We start from the raw sequence: 15,879 nt of genomic DNA on the forward strand, positions 1-15,879 counted from the left end.
CGTCTCTTCGCTCTCGTCAGTCGTCCAACGGGGCCGGGCCGCCGGGCCTGCACGTGCGGATGCACGTGCCGCGCGGTCGCCCTGTGCGACACCGTCGCGCATCCGGGGCCCTGAAGGCAACGGCCTCGGCCGACGGGTTGTTCCCGCGACGGCAACCGGTCACGAGCCGGTCGCCGAGCGTTTCACCAGCGTGTCAAGCCGGGCACCGATTGTCGGGATGCGACAGATCGGGCTGTCCCGGCCTGTGGGAGCTGGACCCGCCGCAGTATGGACCGGACCGATAGCGTCACACTGCGTACGCGTATGCCGCGTGCCGTCGCGGCCTGGCCGGGCACACACCGTGTCCTCCGCCACGGCCGCCGTCAACCAGGAGAGAGGTGGATCGTTGAGCCGCTCGGTTCTCGTCACCGGAGGTAACCGGGGCATCGGCCTCGCGATCGCCCTGGCCTTCGCCGAGGCGGGGGACAAGGTCGCCATCACCAGCCGTTCGGGCGAGGTGCCCGCGGAGCTGGCCAAGTACGAGGTCATGGCCGTCCGCGCGGACATCAACGACACCGCGCAGGTGGACGCCGCCTTCACCGAGATCGAGGCCGCTCACGGCCCGGTCGAGGTGCTCGTCGCCAACGCCGGCATCACCAAGGACATGCTCCTGCTGCGGATGACCGAGGACGACTTCACCTCCGTCGTCGACACCAACCTCACCGGCGCCTTCCGCGTGGTCAAGCGGGCCTCCTCGAAGATGATGCGCGCCCGCAAGGGCCGCGTCGTGCTGATCTCCTCCGTGGTGGGTCTGCTGGGCTCGACCGGCCAGGCGAACTACGCCGCCTCCAAGGCCGGGCTGGTAGGTTTCGCCAGGTCGCTGGCGCGCGAGCTGGGGCAGCGCAACATCACGGTCAACGTGGTCGCCCCCGGCTTCGTGGCCACCGACATGACTGCGGTGCTCAGCGAGGAGCGCCGCACCGAGATCGTGTCGAGCGTGCCGCTCGGCCGGTACGCCGACCCCGCCGAGATCGCGTCCGTGGTGCGCTTCCTCTCGTCGGACGAGGCCGCATACATCACCGGAGCCGTCATTCCCGTGGACGGCGGATTGGGCATGGGTCACTGAGCATGAGCGGAATCCTCGAAGGCAAGCGCATCCTCATCACTGGGGTGCTCATCGAGTCCTCCATCGCCTTCCACGTCGCGAAGCTCGCGCAGGAGCAGGGCGCCGAGATCGTGCTCACCGGCTTCGGCCGTCTGAGCCTGGTCGAGCGGATCGCCAAGCGGCTCCCGAACCCGCCCGTCGTCCTGGAGCTCGACGTCACCAACGCCGAGCACCTGGACAGCCTGGCCGACCGCGTCCGCGAGCACCTGCCGACCCTGGACGGCGTGGTCCACTCGATCGGCTTCGCCCCGCAGGACGCCCTGGGCGGCAACTTCCTGAACACCCCGTGGGAGTCGGTCGCCACCGCGATGCACGTCTCCGCGTACTCGCTGAAGTCCCTCACCATGGCCTGCCTCCCGCTCATGCAGGACGGCGGCTCCGTGGTCGGCATGGACTTCGACGCGCAGGTCGCCTGGCCGCAGTACGACTGGATGGGCCCGGCCAAGGCCGCGCTGGAGTCCACCTCCCGCTACCTCGCCCGCCACCTGGGCGACCGCGACATCCGCTGCAACCTGATCTCCGCCGGCCCGCTCGGCTCGATGGCCGCCAAGTCCATCCCGGGCTTCGACAAGCTGGCCGAGACCTGGGAGCACCGCTCCCCGCTCAAGTGGGACCTCACCGACCCGGAGCCCGCCGCCCGCGGCGTCGTCGCGCTCCTCTCCGACTGGTTCCCCAAGACCACCGGCGAGATCATCCACGTCGACGGCGGCCTCCACGCAATGGGCGCCTGACGGCCAGTTGCACTATCAGGGGCGCGGGGAACGGCGCGGCCAACCCTGCACTCTGATCCCGTTTTACACAGATGCCCACTTGCACTATCCGTTGATGGTGCAGGTGGGCATCTGTGCATCAGTACGGCATGCCACCGGGCTGGGCGCGCAGTTCCCCGCGCCCCTATCCATCACCTTTGCAGTTCCCGATCGAGCGTCCCGCCTCATAGGACGCTGCGGCCGCGTCGCCGCGGCGGATCGCCTCCAGGATGCCGCCGTGGCCCAGGTACTTCTCGGCGATCAGCTCCGGCCCCACGTCGTGCCGCAGGTGCGCCCGCAGTACCTCGCCGAGGTCCGCGTAGACCGCCGCGATGACGTCGTTGTGGGCGGTGGCCACCACGGCCTGGTGGAAGGCGGCGTCGGCCTGGACGAAGTCCTCCGGGTCACCGGCCGTCCAGGCGGCCTCGCGGCGGGCCAGCGCTGTCTCCAGGAGTTCCAGGTCGCGGTCGGTGCGGCGGGCTGCCGCCAGGCCGGCCGCCGAGGTCTCCAGCATCGAGCGCAATTCGGCCACCTGCTCCTGGTCGGCGTCCGCGAAGCGGCGGTGCATCACCCCCGCCAGCTCGCTGGTGGCGAGCACGTAGGTGCCCGAGCCCTGCCGGATGTCCAGCAGCCCGTTGTGGGCGAGCGCCCGGACGGCCTCGCGGACGGTGTTGCGGGCCACCCCGAGCTGCTCGACCAGGGCGGCCTCGGTGGGGATCCGCGAGCCGACCGGCCACTCGCCCGAGGTGATCTGGGCCCGTAGCTGGGCGATCACCTGGTCGGACAGCGGCGTGCGGCGGGTCGTCGACAGCCCCATGGCTCCCTCTCCTGAACGAGTACTGACTGTGACCAGAATAGCGGGGTGCATTAATTCATCCCATGATTCTATGATGGGCGCTATGCCGACCACTGTCGAGACCACCACCCCAGAGCCGACCACCCCACCGACCACCGACCCCGCCCGGTCGGCCGAGTCCGCCCGGCCCGCCGGCAAGGCGGCCCGCCTCGGCTGGCTGCTGGCCTTCGCCATCGCCTTCGCCGCCCTCAACCTCCGCCCGGTGGTCACCAGCCTCGGCCCCATGCTCGACAAGGTCCGCACCGACCTCGGCATGAGCGCCACCGTGGCCGGGCTGCTCACCGCCGTGCCCTCGTTCTGCTTCGCCGTCTTCGGCCTGGCCGCCCCCGCGCTGGCCCGCCGGCTCGGCCCGATCCTGGTGGTCACCGCCGGCATGGGCGCCATCGCGCTCGGCGTGGTGGCCCGCTCCTTCGCGGGCGGCACCGCCGTCTTCCTGCTGCTCACCGCGCTGGCGCTGGCCGGGGTGGCCGTCTCCAACGTGCTGATCCCCGTGGTCATCAAGCGGTACTTCCCGGACCGGGTCGGCCCGATGATCGGCCTCTACTCGATGGCGCTCTCGGCCGGCACGGCCCTGGCCGCCGCCGTCACCGTGCCGCTCACCAGCGCCCTCGGCGGCAGCTGGCGGATCGGCCTCGGCGTCTGGGGCATCCTGGCCGCCGCCGCGCTGGTGGTCTGGCTGGTGGTCGCGGTGCTGCGCCGCGAGCGCGGCGACTCGGCCGGCTCCCGGGCGGCCGACAAGCTGCCGATCCTACGTAGCCGCACCGCCTGGGCCCTCGCCCTCTTCCTCGGCCTCCAGGCCACCAGCGCGTACGCCACCATGGGCTGGCTGCCGCAGATCTACCAGGACTCGGGCGTCTCGGCCGGCACCTCGGGCGTGCTGCTCGCGTACGTGATGGCGATCGGCATCCCGGCCTCGTTCATCCTCCCCAACCTCGCGGTGCGCCGCGGCGACCAGCGCCTGTTCGTGGTGGTCCTCGGGCTCTGCGGCATTGCCGGCTACACCGGTCTCGCTCTCGCGGCCGACCGCGCCCCCTGGGTCTGGGCCACCCTGGTCGGCCTCTCGATGTGCGCCTTCCCGCTGGCCCTGACCATGATCGGCCTGCGCGCCCGCACCCCGGGTGGGGTCGCCCAGCTCTCCGCCTTCGCCCAGGGCCTCGGCTACCTGATCTCCATCCCTGGCCCGATCATCATCGGCACCCTCTACCAGCACACCCACGCCTGGTACCTGCCGCTGGGCTTCCTGGCCCTGCTCCTCGTCCCCCAGATCCTCACCGGCGCCCGGGCCGCCCGCCCCCGCCACATCGAGGACGAGGCCTGACCCCACCGGGGCGCGCACCTCGGCCGCAGGGGGCGCCCGGCTCCGGCCGAGTGCATCCGGTGGCGGAGCGGGCTCCCGCATGTCCCGGGGGCGGGCCCGGGCGGTGCGGTCGAGAATTTCCGGCGAGGCGCGGGGACCGTCCCGCGCCTTTGACGGAGGTGCCCATGCTTCGCGACGACGACGTACACCGTCTGCCGTTGTCCGTACTCAAGCGCATCAACGCCCAGCACGAGTGGGACAGGTTCCTGCTCGCCCTGGGCCAGCGCTACCTGGTCCGGCCTCCCGGGGCGCCCGCGGGCCGGGCGCCCCGGCCGAGCCCAAGAGCTGGTCAAGGCCCGGGCCCCGGTTTCGTCCGGGGCTGTTCGGGGTGCGAGACTCACCGGCATGGGTGTCCTTGAACCGAATCCCCCGAACGGCCAGAAGAAGCTGCTCCAGCTGCTCGGTGCCATCGCCGCCGTCGTGGTCGTGGTCGCGATCGTCGCCTCCGTCGCGGCGAGCCTCGGCTAGTCAGCGGCTCCGCGCCGGCTCCTCGTGGACGAGGCCGAGGTGCTCCTCCAGGCGGGTGCCCTCGATGTCCGGGTCGGGGACGTAGCGGGCGAACCAGTCGGGGTGGTACCAGATCTTCGCGCCGATGATCGCCATCACGGCGGGCACCACAGTGAGCCGCACCACGAAGGCGTCCAGGAAGACGCCGGTGGCGAAGCTGAAGCCGATCGCCTTGATGATCGGGTCGCTGGTGAACATGAAGGCGACGAAGATCGAGAACATGATCAGCGCCGCCGCGGTGACCACCCGGGCCGAGCGGGCGGTGCCGTTCTCGACAGCCGCGCGGGCGTCGCCGTTCAGGGTGAAGTCCTCCTTGATCCGGGAGACCACGAAGACCTCGTAGTCGCTGGAGAGCCCGAAGATGATCGCCAGCATGATCAGCGGGAGGAAGCTGATCGTCTCGGTCGGCGTGATGTCGAAGATCCGCCGCCCCCAGCCCCACTGGAACATCGCCACCTGCGCGCCGAACGCGGCGGTCACCGACAGCAGGAAGCCGACGATCGACTTGATCGGCACCAGGATGGTCCGGAAGGCCAGCGTCAGCAGCACGAAGGCCAGCCCGACCACCACGACCAGAAAGACCGGCAGGGCATCGGAGAGCTTCTGCGAGACGTCGATGTTGGAGGCGGTGGTGCCGCCGATCAGCACCTGGGCGCCGCCCACGCTGGCCTCGATCGCCGCCCGGTTGTCCCGCAGCCCGTGTACCAGACCGGCCGTGGCCGGATCGTTCGGACCGCTCTTGGGCACCACCTGCACGATGGCCACCTGCGGGTTGGCCGCGAGCGGCAGCGCCACCGCGACGTCGGGCTGACCGGCCAGCGTGGTGGCCAGGCCCTGGACGGCGGCGGAGGGCACCCCGGTCTCGGTGACCACGAGCAGCGGGCCGTTGAAGCCGGGGCCGAAGTGCTCGCTGATCAGGTCGTAGGCCTTGCGCTGGGTCTTCGAGGTGGGCTGGGAGGCGCTGCTGGGCAGGCCGAGCTCCATCGAGAAGGCCGGCACGGCGAGCAGCACCAGCAGGCCCACCCCGCTCAGCGCCACCCAGACCCGGTGCCGCACCACGAACCGGGCCCACCGCGCGCCCAGGGTGTGCGGGGATTCGGCGGCCGAGGTCTTGGCCACCTGCTCGTGGTGGCCCGGCCGCAGCCGGGTGCTCACGAAGGAGGTGATCCGGGTGCCGGCGAAGCCGAGCAGCGCGGGCAGCAGGGTGATCGCGATCAGCAGCGCCATCAGCACCGCCCCGGCCCCGGCCAGGCCCATCACGGTCAGGAACGGGATGCCGACCACGGCCATGCCGCAGAGCGCGATGATCACGGTGAGCGCGGCGAAGACCACCGAGCCGCCCGCCGTGCCGACGGCCAGCGCCGCCGAGTCCTCCAGCGGCATCCCGCGCAGCACCTGGTTGCGGTGCCGGAACAGGATGAACAGGCCGTAGTCGATCCCGCAGGACAGGCCCAGCATCACCGCGACGGTGGTGGAGGTAGAGGCGATGTTGGTGACGGCCGCCAGCGCGGTGACCGTCATCAGGGTGACGGCCACGCCCAGGATCGCGGTGAGGATCGGCAGCCCGGCGGCCACCAGCGAGCCGAAGGTGACCAGCAGCACAAGGAAGGCCACCACCAGGCCGATGACCTCCGGCAGTTCGGAGGGCACCAGCCGCCAGCCGGGGAAGACGCTGCCGGAGTACTCCGTCTGCACCCCGGCCTGCCGGGCGGGCAGCACGGCCTGCTGCAGGTCGTCCAGCGAGGCGTCCTTCACGTCGGCCGGCTGCTCGGTCCACTGCACGGTGACCAGCGCCAGCTGCCCGTCGGGGGAGATGCCCGCCGGGTACGGGTCGGCGGCCGAGGCCACCTGCGGCACGCCCCGCACCTGCGCCAGCGCGGCCTCGACCCCGCCCTTGGGCCCGGCGTCGGTGATCTTCCCGCCGGCGGGGGCGGCGAAGACCAGCTGGGTCTGACCACCCGCCAGGGCCGGCATGGTGCGCTTGAGCAGATCGGCCGTCTGCTGCGACTCGGTGCCGGGGATGGTGAACGAGTCGTTGGTCTTGCCGCCGCTCACCGTGCCCAGCACCACCGCCAGCGCCGCCAGCAGCAGCCAGACCCCGAGCACCGTCCGCCGGTGCCCGAAGGACCACCGGCCGAGCCGGAAGAGATAAGTCGACACGTCGTTGCCTCCACCGCGCCCGAACGGGCCGCTCGCCCGATGCTCCTACGAGCATCGGGCGAGCCGGGCGGTGAGGCTCAGTTCTAGGCGGCCATCGGTGGCCCGGGCCGGGCACGCTCCGGAGCCGCCCCACTCCTGCGGGTGGTGCTCCCCGGGGGCGCCGCGCCCGGGGCGGGATTTTCTGGAAAGCTCTTGGAGTATGAGCGCCGACACCCCCCGAAGGATCATCGTTCTCCGTCACGCGAAGGCGGACTGGCCCGACCAGGTCGCCGACCACGAGCGCCCGCTCGCCGACCGCGGCCGCGTGCAGGCCGCGGAGGCCGGCCAGTGGCTCGCCGACTCCGGCGCCAACCCCGACTACGTGCTCTGCTCCACCGCCCTGCGCACCAGGGAGACCTGGAAGCTGGCCGGCCACGAGCTGCCCAAGCGGGTGCGCCGCACGGTCTACGAGGAGCGGGTCTACGAGGCCAGCCCCGGCGAGATCATCGCCGTCCTCCAGGAGACCCCCGAGGAGTACACCGACCTCCTCCTGGTCGGCCACAACCCGGGCGTGCTCGGCCTCAGCCAGGTCCTCGCGGGCGACACCGGCGACCCGGACGCCCTCAAGCGCCTCAGCCTGGCCGGCTTCCCCACCGCCGGGATCGCGATGCTCAGCTTCGCCGGCCCCTGGTCCGCCGTCGAGCCGGGCATCGCCCAGCTCGACGCTTTCCACACCCCGGTCGAGTAATTCGGGCCGCGAGGTAGTTGCACTATCAGGGGCGCGGGGAACTGCGCGACCAGCCAAGCACCTCGGTGCACGCCGCTCGCACAGCTTCCCCGCGCCCCCCGGTGGCAGTCCGACTCAGTCGGCCACCGCGTCCGCCGCCTCGACCTCTTCCCGCGTGATCCCCAGCAGGTACAGCACCGTGTCCAGGAACGGCACGTTCACCGCCGTGTCGGCGGCCTCCCGCACCACCGGCTTGGCGTTGAACGCCACGCCCATCCCGGCCGCGTTGAGCATGTCGAGGTCGTTCGCGCCGTCCCCGATCGCCACCGTCTGCTCCAGCGGCACCCGCGCCTGCTCGGCGAACCGCCGAAGCCACCGCGCCTTGCCCGCCCGGTCGACGATCTCGCCGGTCACCCGGCCGGTGAACTTGCCGTCCACCACCTCCAGGGTGTTGGCCGCCGCGAAGTCCAGGCCCAGCTGCTCGACCAGGTGGTCGGTGACCTGGGTGAAGCCACCCGAGACGATCGCCACCTGGTAGCCCAGCCGCTGGAGCGTACGGATCAGGGTCCGCGCGCCCGGCGTGAACCGGACCTGGGCCCGGACCTTCTCGGTGACGGAGGCGTCAAGACCGGCCAGCAGGGCCACCCGGGCCCGCAGCGACTCGGCGAAGTCCAGCTCGCCGCGCATCGCCGCCGAGGTGATCTCGGCGACCTTGTCCTCGCAGCCCGCGTGGCCCGCGAAGAGCTCGATCACCTCGTCCTGGATGAGTGTGGAGTCCACGTCCATCACCACCAGCCGGTTGGCCCGCCGGTGCAGACCGGCCTGCACCACCGCGAGGTCCACGTGCTGGGCCGCGGCCTCGGCGACCAGCGCCGGGCGCAGCTCCTCGGTGGCCACGCCCGAGACGGCCAGCTCCACCGCGACCACCGGGTACTTGGCGAGCCGGAAGATGCGGTCGATGTTGCCGCCCATCTCGGTGATCCGGGCGGCCAGGGCGGAGACGGCGGCGGCGGTGAGCGGGTGGCCGAGCACGGTGACGTGCGAACGGCCCTCGCGGCGCGGGGCGTTGTCGCCGATGCCGGAGATGATCTCGGCCTGGAGGCGCTGCTCCTCGGCCCAGCGGTGCACGGTGACCCGCAGTGCCCCCTCGGCCTCGGGCGAGCCGCCGGGCGGGGGAGTGACCAGGGCGCAGAGCGTTATCCGCCCCCGGGTCACGAGCTGCTCCAGGTCGATCACCTCGACCCCGAAGTCGGCGAGGGTGGCGAACAGGCCGGTGGTGATACCGGGACGGTCCTTGCCGAACACCTTGACCAGCAGCGTGCGCTCGTCGTCAAAGGTCCGGGGCTGGTCGGCGGGGGCGGGCGCAGCGGCCGGAGGCATAGCGTTCATGGTGGGCCCCACGCTACCGGGCGCGGCACTCGGTGCCGCGCACCCGTCCGCCCCGTGGGACACCCCGCCGGTGGGCTCCCGCCGCGAGGTGCCGCCTGCACCAGCTGGGTCACAACCGGGCCCAGCGGGTTTCACCCGGCCCGGCCGGGCTGGGATGATGCCGCTCTAGTCGGAGTGGATCAACCGGGGCACCCGGAGAGCGGGCGGGCGGACAGTGCCGCAACTGGTAGTGGACATCAACGGGCAGCGGCGGACGCTCGAATCGGGCCGCAGCTACACCCTGGGCCGGGATCCGGCCTGTGACCTGCGGTTCGAGGACGCCCGGGTCTCCTGGCGGCACGCCGCCATCGCGTACGAGGGCACCGGTTGGCAGTACACCGACCAGGGCTCCACCAACGGCACGTACGGCCCCGGCGGCCGCACCGACCGCCTGACCCTCGCTCAGGGCACCGTGCTGCACCTGGGCAACGCCCAGGACGGGCCCCGGCTGGAGTTCTCGGTGCCGGTCACCGTGCCGCCGGTGGCGGAGGGGCCCGAGCCCCCGGTCTGGTTCGAGGCCACCACCCGCCGGGCCCCCGGCCTGCCCGCCCAGCAGGGCAACCCCACCCCGGTGAGCACCCCGGCGCCGGTCAGCCCGACGATGATCCGCAACCTGCCGCCGGCCGCCCGGGTGATCCGGATCGGCCGCGCGCTGGACAACGACATCGCGCTGGCCGACCTCCAGGTCTCCCGCCACCACGCCGAGCTGCGCCAGCTGGCCGACGGCCGGTACGAGATCGTCGACCTGGCCAGCCACAACGGCATCTTCGTCAACGGCCAGCCGGTGGAGCGTCAGCTGCTCGGCGAGGGCGACCGGCTGACCATCGGCCACTCCACCTTCCGGCTGGTCGGCGACCAGCTCCAGGAGTTCGTCGACACCGGCGCCGTCACCTTCTCGGCCCGCCACCTCACCGTGGAGGTCGACCACCAGGGCGGCAAGAAGGTGCTGCTGAACGACGTGAGCTTCACCGTGCCGGAGAAGTCCCTGGTGGCCGTGATCGGCCCCTCCGGCTCGGGCAAGTCCACCCTGCTGCGCGCCCTCACCGGCTACCGCCCGGCCGACCGCGGCGACGTGCTCTACGACGGGCGCAACCTCTACAAGCAGTTCGCCGAGCTGCGCTCGCGGATCGGCCTGGTGCCGCAGTCGGAGATCCTGCACAAGGAGCTGACCGTCCGCAGCGGCCTCAAGTACGCGGCCCGGCTGCGCTTCCCCGGCGACACCGAGGCCGCCGAGCGCGAGCGGCGGATCGACGAGGTGCTCTACGAGCTGCGCCTGGACAAGCGGGCCGACAACCGGATCACCGCGCTCTCCGGCGGCCAGCAGAAGCGCGTCTCGGTCGCCCTCGAACTGCTCACCAAGCCCTCGCTGATCTTCCTGGACGAGCCCACCTCGGGCCTCGACCCGGGCATGGACCGCGAGGTGATGCAGACCCTGCGGGGCCTGGCCGACGACGGCCGCACGGTGCTCGTGGTCACCCACTCGGTGGCCGAACTGGCCCTCTGCGACCGCCTGTTGGTGATGGCCCCGGGCGGCTCGGTGGCCTACTTCGGCCCGCCGGACGAGGCCCTGCACTTCTTCGGCTACCAGAGCTGGGCCGACGTCTTCCAGGCCTTCGAGAACTACCCCGAGCACCCCTGGGCCGAGCGGTACCGCGGCTCGGTGCACTACCAGCAGTACTCGGCGGACGTGGACGCGGAGGCCGCCCAGTCGCCCGCGATCGCCCGGGAGCAGTCGCGTCCGCCCAAGCCGCAGAGCTGGGGCTCCCAGCTCTGGACGCTGATCCGCCGCTACCTGTCGGTGATCGCCTCCGACTGGGGCTTCATCGGGCTCTCGCTGCTGCTCCCGCTGGTGCTCGGCGGGGTCTCCACCCTGATCCCCGACAACTGCGGCCTCGCCCCCTGCGACAACGGCCGCAACGACATCGCCCGGATGATCCTGCTGGTGGTCGCCTTCGGCGCCTGCCTCTCCGGCTCGGCGAACTCGGTGCGCGAGCTGATCAAGGAACGGGCCATCTACGAACGGGAACGGGCCACCGGCCTCTCCCGGTCGGCGTACCTCAGCTCGAAGATCATCGTGCTCGGCGCCGTCAGCTTCCTCCAGGGCGCCGTGATCTCCGCGATCAGCTTCGGCTTCCGCGACCTGCCCGCCCAGGGCCTGCTCTTCAAGCACGCCCCCGCCGTGGAGATGGCCATCGGCGTCATCCTGCTCAGCTTCACCTCGATGATGGTCGGCCTGGCCATCTCGGCCCTGGTCAAGACCGCCGAGAAGACCATGCCGCTGCTGGTGATGTTCGCGATCGTCCAGATGGTCTTCACCGGCGCGATCTTCCAGCTCTTCCACAAGCCCGGCCTCGAACAGCTCGCCTGGCTGATGCCCGCCCGCTGGGGCGTCGCCGCGACCGGCAACACCCTCGACCTCGCCCACACCGGCCCGGTCGTCGTCACCCGCCCCCCGGCCAAGCCCGAGATCGACGCCCTCTGGGACCACGGCATCAGCCACCTGGTGATCAACTGGCTGGCCCTGGTCGTCCTGGCCGCGGCTCTTGCCTACCTGGTAGGCCGCCTCCAGCGCCGCCACGAACCCGAAGTCATGCGCTAGCCCCCTCCGGGGGCGCGGGGAACGGCGCGGCCAGCTCTGCACCTCCCGCTGTTTTACATCGATGCCCACTTGCACTATCCGTTGACGGTGCAAGTGGGCATCTCTGCGATGTGACCGGGCGCGCTTCTTCCGTGTTCGCGCAGTTCCCCGCGCCCCTGGGGGATGCCCTCCGTCGTAAGGCTTAGGACCACTGGGGCTCAGGTCGGAGGTTCCGATTCCGGCCGGCCGCTAGGTTGGGGTGCATGTCCACCGACCTGAGCCTGAGCAGCATCGAGGCCGTGAGCGCCGCCGTGCTCGACATGAGCCGGCACCTGGAGGTGCGGGAGGTGCTGCGGCGGATCACCGCCTCGGCGCGCAGCCTGCTCGGGGCCGAGTACGCCGCCCTCGGGGTGCCCGACGACCACGGCGGCTTCGCGCAGTTCGTGGTGGACGGCGTGACCGACGAGCAGTGGAAGGCGATCGGCCCGCTGCCCCGCCAGCACGGCGTCCTGGCGACCATGCTGCACGAGATGACGCCCACCCGGCTGACCGACGTGCGCAAGGCGCCGGCCTTCGGGGGGTGGCCCGAGGCGCACCCGGACATGAAGGACTTCCTCGGGATGCCGATCGTGGACGGCGAGGAGATCCTCGGTGCCGTCTTCTTGGCGAACAAGGAGGGCGGTTTCACGGCCCAGGACGAGGAGCTGCTCCGGATCCTCGCGGCCCACGCGGCGCTGGCCCTCGGCAACGCCCGCCTGTACGAGCGCAGCCGCGAGCTGACCCTGGCCGGCGAGCGGGCCCGGATCGCCCACGACCTGCACGACGCCGTCTCCCAGAAGCTGTTCAGCCTCCGTCTGACGGCCAAGGCAGCAGCCACCCTGGTCGAGCGCGACCCGGCCCGGGCCCGGGCCGAACTCGCCGAGGTGGCCCGGCTGGCGGCCGAGGCGGCCGACGAACTCCGGGCCGTGGTGGTGGAGCTCCGGCCCGCCGCGCTGGACGAGGACGGCCTGGTGGCCACCCTCGCCTCCCAGGTGCAGGTGCTCGACCGTGCGCACAGCGCCGAGGTGGCCTTCACCACCGGGGGCGTCCGCACGCTGCCCCCGGGCCAGGAGGCCGCGGTGCTGCGGGTCGCCCAGGAGGCGCTGCACAACGCCCTGCGCCACTCCGGCGGCAGCCGGGTCGAGGTCACCCTCACCGGCACGCCCGGCCGGGGCGCGCTGCTCCGGGTCGCCGACGACGGCCGCGGCTTCGACCCGGACGGCGTCCGGCGGGCCGGGCGCCACCTCGGGCTGGTCTCCATGCGCGACCGCGCGGCGGCCGTCGGCGGCCGCCTCTCCCTGGAATCCGCCCCGGGCCAGGGGACCGTCATCGAGCTGGAGGTGCCCGGTGCCTGACCTCACCTCACCCATCCGCGTCCTGCTGGTCGACGACCACCAGGTGGTCCGCCGCGGCCTGCGCACCTTCCTGGAGGTCCAGGACGACATCGAGGTGGTCGGCGAGGCCGCCGACGGCGCCGAGGGGATCGCCAAGACCCAGGAGCTGCTGCCCGACGTGGTGCTGATGGACCTCAAGATGCCCGGCACCGACGGCCTGGAGGCGCTCAAGCAGCTCAAGGCGCTCGGCAGCCGGGCCCGGATCCTGATCGTCACCAGCTTCACCGAGCACCGCACCATGGTCCCGGCCCTGCGGGCCGGTGCCGCCGGGTACGTCTACAAGGACGTCGACCCGGAGGCGCTGGCCGGCGCGATCCGCTCGGTGCACGCCGGCCACGTCCTGCTCCAGCCCGAGCTCGCCGACGCGCTGCTGGCCGACGACGGCCCCCGCACCCCCGCCGGCCGCGGCGGCACCCTCACCGAACGCGAACGCGAGGTGCTCTCCCACATCGCCGACGGCCGCTCCAACCGCGAGATCGCCCGCGCCCTGCTGCTGTCGGAGAAGACCGTCAAGACCCACGTCAGCAACATCCTCATGAAGCTCGACCTGGCCGACCGCACCCAGGCCGCCCTCTGGGCCGTCCGCAACATGAACGCCTAGCGAGGACGCTCGTCCACCAGCGAGTTGTACGCCGCCACCTGCGCCCGCCGGGCCGTCCGCAGCAGCGGAGCGAGCACCTCCCGGCGGGCCGCCATCTCCCCGGCGCTCACCGCCGCGCCGTGCTCCTCCAGCGCGATCCCGAGCAGCGCCGCCACCTGCCGGGCGGAGCCGAGCACCCGCACCGCGCGCCCCGAGTACCCCGGCGCCAACAGCTCGTCCTGCCCGTGCCGGCGCAGCGCGTCCAGGGCCCGCAGGGCGTCCGGCCCGGCCCCGGCCACGTCCAGCTTGGTGAGCAGCAGGGTGGCCTCACGCAGGGCGTCGGCCATGGACCGCTCGGCCTCGTCCAGCGAGGCCACGTCGGCGCCGGGGCCCTCGCCGACCACCGCGCCGCGCCAGCGCACCCGCACGCCCTGGTCACCGGCCGGCCCGTACCGCTCCACCTCCGGGACGAAGCCCAGCGGCGCGCCCACGCAGAGCACGGCCTCCCCGGCCGCCAGCGCCTCGCCGTTGAAGCCGGCCGGGCCGGTCAGCCCCAGCGGGTGGCCGGCCGAGGGCAGGGCCAGCCGCAGGCCGGTCACCCCCAGCACCCGCAGCCGGCCGAGCGCCCAGGCCAGGCTGTGCAGTTCGCCCTCGGCGTCCCCGGGCAGCCCGCTCACCCGGTGGGCCTCGTCACGTCCGAGGATCGCCACGGCGGCGTTGTCCGGCGGGGCGAAGCCCGCCAGCAGGGCGTTGCCCCAGGCGGTCAGGCGCCCGGAGCGGGGTTCGGCGAAACGGTCGGCGGCAGCATCGGCGGCGGGAGATGACGGCATCCGGCCAGCCTACGGAATGACCGCCCATCCGGGTGGCGTAGGTTTGCCCTGTGCTGCGAGCGGCACCCCTCCCAGGCCTCACCCGGCGACGGGAGTAGGCTGCGCGCCCGCACCGACTGGTCGAACACGAGTGGACCGCACCCGAGGCCCCGAGCGCAGGGCCGCGGACGGCCGAATTCTGCATTGGGGAAGGCGTAGGCATGAGCGACGTGCTGGAGCTGGTGGACGTAACCGTGGTCCGAGAGGGTCGCGCTCTGGTCGACCAGGTCTCCTGGTCGATCTCGGAGGGCGAGCGCTGGGTCATCCTCGGGCCGAACGGCGCGGGCAAGACGACCCTGCTCCAGGTCGCCGCCACCTACCTCTTCCCGAGCACCGGCCAGGCCGCCGTGCTCGGCGAGAAGCTCGGCTCGGTGGACGTCTTCGAGCTCCGCTCCCGGATCGGCCTGGCCGGCGCCTCGATGATCGACAAGCTCCCGCACGAGCAGACCGTGCTCCAGTGCGTGCTCACCGCCGCCTACGGCATGACCGTCAGCTGGCGCGAGCAGTACGACACCACCGACGAGGCCCGCGCCCTCGCCCTGCTCGACCGCCTCGGCATGGCCGGCTACACCGACCGCAAGTTCGGCACCCTCTCCGAGGGCGAGCGCAAGCGCACCCTGATCGCCCGCGCCCTGATGACCGACCCCGAGCTGCTGCTGCTCGACGAGCCCGCCGCCGGCCTCGACCTGGGCGGTCGCGAGGACCTGCTGCGCCGCCTCGGCGCCCTCGCCCAGGACGACCAGGCCCCCGCGATGGCCATGGTCACCCACCACGTCGAGGAGATCGCCCCCGGCTTCACCCACGTGCTGATGATCCGTCAGGGCAAGGTGCTCACCGCAGGACCGATCGAGACCGAGCTGACCGCCCGCAACCTCTCGCTCTGCTTCGGCCTCCCGCTCACCCTGGAGCGCCACGGCGACCGCTGGTCCGCCCAGGGCCTCCCGCTGGGCTGAACCACCCCCGGAACGGGCTGAACTCACCGAGCTCGTACGCCTGGCCGGTTTCTCCCCGTCCACCTGCGGGAACTTGTCGTCCCAGTAGTGCTCCTCTCCCTAGGATGGACTTCGTGGACGGCTGGGCCTGGTGGTTGTTGGCCGGACTCGCCTTCGGCATCCCGCTGGTGCTGACGGCGATGCCGGAGCTCGCCATGTTCGCGATCGGTGCCGGCGTCGCCGCAGTGGCCGCCGGCCTCGGCGCGGGCGTGGTGCCGCAGTTCCTGGTGTTCCTGGGCGCCACGGCGGCCCAGCTGGTCTTCGTGCGGCCGGTCGCCTACCGGCAGCTCCGCAAGGGGCAGGCACCGCCGATGGGGATCGAGGCGCTCAAGGGAGCCACCGCGGTCGTGCAGGAACAGGTCGACGACGGGGAGGGCGGCCGGATCAAGCTGAACGGCGAGATCTGGTCAGCCCGCGCGCTCCACCCCGGCCAGGTGTACGCGCCGGGGCAGCAGGTCGACGTGGTGGAGATCCAGGGCGCAACCGCCCTGGTCGTTTAGGTCCGTCAAAGGGGAGAAGT

Annotated in this window: 14 protein-coding genes; 10 read left to right on the top strand and 4 right to left on the bottom strand. The window is 72.3% G+C overall.

Annotation, left to right across the window (positions count from 1 at the left end):
* The first annotated feature begins 385 nt into the window (after window positions 1-385).
* Together fabG and fabI are read left to right on the top strand one after the other, a co-directional pair.
* On the top strand, window positions 386-1,105 hold the full coding sequence (gene fabG / locus CFP65_RS28430; protein ID WP_104818855.1) for a 3-oxoacyl-[acyl-carrier-protein] reductase: 720 nt from the start codon (window positions 386-388) through the stop codon (window positions 1,103-1,105).
* A 2-nt stretch (window positions 1,106-1,107) separates the two neighbouring features.
* On the top strand, window positions 1,108-1,875 hold the full coding sequence (gene fabI, locus CFP65_RS28435) for an enoyl-ACP reductase FabI (RefSeq protein ID WP_104818856.1): 768 nt from the start codon (window positions 1,108-1,110) through the stop codon (window positions 1,873-1,875).
* A 163-nt stretch (window positions 1,876-2,038) separates the two neighbouring features.
* Here the strand turns inward: fabI and CFP65_RS28440 are convergent, their stop codons facing one another.
* Window positions 2,039-2,710: a FadR/GntR family transcriptional regulator gene (locus CFP65_RS28440; protein WP_104818857.1), complete on the bottom strand. Its 672-nt coding sequence runs from the start codon at window positions 2,708-2,710 to the stop codon at window positions 2,039-2,041.
* An 82-nt stretch (window positions 2,711-2,792) separates the two neighbouring features.
* Between CFP65_RS28440 and CFP65_RS28445 the strand changes: the two genes are divergently transcribed.
* Both CFP65_RS28445 and CFP65_RS41280 read left to right on the top strand, forming a co-directional pair.
* Window positions 2,793-4,067, top strand: coding sequence for an MFS transporter (locus CFP65_RS28445; protein ID WP_254552616.1), 1,275 nt, complete (start codon window positions 2,793-2,795; stop codon window positions 4,065-4,067).
* 384 nt (window positions 4,068-4,451) lie between these two features.
* Window positions 4,452-4,574, top strand: a complete 123-nt coding sequence (locus CFP65_RS41280; RefSeq protein ID WP_254552617.1) for an SGM_5486 family transporter-associated protein — start codon at window positions 4,452-4,454, stop codon at window positions 4,572-4,574.
* On the opposite strand, the gene CFP65_RS28450 is transcribed toward CFP65_RS41280, so the two are convergent.
* Window positions 4,575-6,773 carry an MMPL family transporter gene (locus CFP65_RS28450; protein ID WP_104818859.1) on the bottom strand — a complete coding sequence of 733 codons (2,199 nt, stop codon included), beginning with the start codon at window positions 6,771-6,773 and terminating at the stop codon, window positions 4,575-4,577.
* 199 nt (window positions 6,774-6,972) lie between these two features.
* On the opposite strand from CFP65_RS28450, the gene CFP65_RS28455 reads away from it, so the two are divergent.
* Window positions 6,973-7,500, top strand: coding sequence for a histidine phosphatase family protein (locus CFP65_RS28455; RefSeq protein ID WP_104818860.1), 528 nt, complete (start codon window positions 6,973-6,975; stop codon window positions 7,498-7,500).
* 114 nt (window positions 7,501-7,614) lie between these two features.
* On the opposite strand, the gene serB is transcribed toward CFP65_RS28455, so the two are convergent.
* A complete protein-coding gene (gene serB / locus CFP65_RS28460) occupies window positions 7,615-8,859 on the bottom strand; it encodes a phosphoserine phosphatase SerB (protein WP_254553129.1) in 1,245 nt (414 codons plus the stop codon).
* 223 nt (window positions 8,860-9,082) lie between these two features.
* On the opposite strand from serB, the gene CFP65_RS28465 reads away from it, so the two are divergent.
* From CFP65_RS28465 to CFP65_RS28475, 3 genes are all read left to right on the top strand, one after another.
* Window positions 9,083-11,506 carry an FHA domain-containing protein gene (locus CFP65_RS28465; protein ID WP_104818862.1) on the top strand — a complete coding sequence of 808 codons (2,424 nt, stop codon included), beginning with the start codon at window positions 9,083-9,085 and terminating at the stop codon, window positions 11,504-11,506.
* A 242-nt stretch (window positions 11,507-11,748) separates the two neighbouring features.
* Complete coding sequence (locus CFP65_RS28470; RefSeq protein WP_104818863.1) at window positions 11,749-12,879, top strand: GAF domain-containing sensor histidine kinase; 1,131 nt, start codon at window positions 11,749-11,751, stop codon at window positions 12,877-12,879.
* Window positions 12,872-13,519, top strand: coding sequence for a response regulator transcription factor (locus CFP65_RS28475; protein WP_104818864.1), 648 nt, complete (start codon window positions 12,872-12,874; stop codon window positions 13,517-13,519). The genes CFP65_RS28470 and CFP65_RS28475 overlap by 8 nt, the downstream gene beginning before the upstream one ends.
* On the opposite strand, the gene CFP65_RS28480 is transcribed toward CFP65_RS28475, so the two are convergent.
* A complete protein-coding gene (locus CFP65_RS28480; RefSeq protein WP_104818865.1) occupies window positions 13,516-14,328 on the bottom strand; it encodes a hypothetical protein in 813 nt (270 codons plus the stop codon). The two genes, CFP65_RS28475 and CFP65_RS28480, sit on opposite strands and share 4 nt — an antisense overlap.
* A gap of 200 nt (window positions 14,329-14,528) precedes the next feature.
* Between CFP65_RS28480 and CFP65_RS28485 the strand changes: the two genes are divergently transcribed.
* Window positions 14,529-15,320: an ABC transporter ATP-binding protein gene (locus CFP65_RS28485; protein ID WP_104818866.1), complete on the top strand. Its 792-nt coding sequence runs from the start codon at window positions 14,529-14,531 to the stop codon at window positions 15,318-15,320.
* A gap of 104 nt (window positions 15,321-15,424) precedes the next feature.
* The gene (locus tag CFP65_RS28490) at window positions 15,425-15,859 is read left to right on the top strand and encodes an NfeD family protein (protein WP_104818867.1); all 435 of its coding nucleotides are present in this window, start codon (window positions 15,425-15,427) and stop codon (window positions 15,857-15,859) included.
* Window positions 15,860-15,879 lie beyond the last annotated feature (20 nt).

The organism is Kitasatospora sp. MMS16-BH015, from assembly GCF_002943525.1.
GTDB lineage: Bacteria > Actinomycetota > Actinomycetes > Streptomycetales > Streptomycetaceae > Kitasatospora.